The 856-nt window shown below is 36.4% G+C and carries 1 protein-coding gene; it reads left to right on the top strand.

The genetic code is table 11. From position 1 onward, the window contains the following. Nucleotides 1–243 precede the first annotated feature (243 nt). Nucleotides 244–540 carry a class I SAM-dependent methyltransferase gene (locus ACFILW_RS10185; RefSeq protein ID WP_375678057.1) on the top strand — a complete coding sequence of 99 codons (297 nt, stop codon included), beginning with the start codon at nt 244–246 and terminating at the stop codon, nt 538–540. Nucleotides 541–856 lie beyond the last annotated feature (316 nt).

Raw genomic sequence — 856 nt, 5'->3', positions numbered from 1 at the left:
TGGTTATTTATTTTTCAATATTAGCTCTATAAAAGAGCCGAATGGTACGAACTTAATTATAATCTGGGCTCTGGGGATGTGTACTCAATCTGCACAGTATCACTAGATCATAAGTCAAAGTATGTGAAAGCAACTGATACAAAATAGATTTTACGATGGTGGAAGACCGACGATAAAGGACGTTAGTTCAAAGGAAATTGATATTATTGTGTTCTCATATCCTGATTTTTTGGCTTTTTAGATATAAATAACACATCTCCTAGTGGGCTGGAGACTATCAGATGTTGGATCCCGCATGGCGCAATTAGCAAAAATTCCTATCTATTAGATTTGGTATGCTCTACTGGATTCTCAGCTCTAAATATTGTGTGCGAAGTGCAATGTCAAGCGGTGGGAATTGATATAAGTGCAGAGTCTGTACCATCCGCTCAGAACAAGGTTGATAGCTCTGTTATGCAGACGATGGTTAAGTTTCATGTCGGAAATGCTGAGCGTATGACTTATCCTGAAAATACATTTACGCATATTACGGCGGGGTGAGTATTTGTAAGCACAGCTGTAAAGGCTACTCACCATCCTAGGGTGTTTACTTCTATGTGGATAACAATAGAGTTACAAAACTTGCTTCATATTAAAAGAAAAGTTTCTTTTCTTTTAATATGAAGCATTGCTACAACCAAAAGGAAATTAAATATCTCGCCTTTATTATTCTCGTCAATGTTTGCTTATATATGATTATTTGAATCGGAATTAGGTTACGTACAATATGGTATTTCTCGCTGTTTTATATAAGGAGAAGGTTCGCACCGATGTATCGCGTGAAATATCAATTTTTTCACTATGGTGATAGGATAGC

The sequence above is a fragment of the Bartonella sp. TT110JLCBS genome, assembly GCF_042193405.1.
GTDB lineage: Bacteria > Pseudomonadota > Alphaproteobacteria > Rhizobiales > Rhizobiaceae > Bartonella.
The sequence above is the reverse complement of the archived record's forward strand: the minus strand, read 5'-3'. Positions and strand labels throughout refer to the sequence as shown.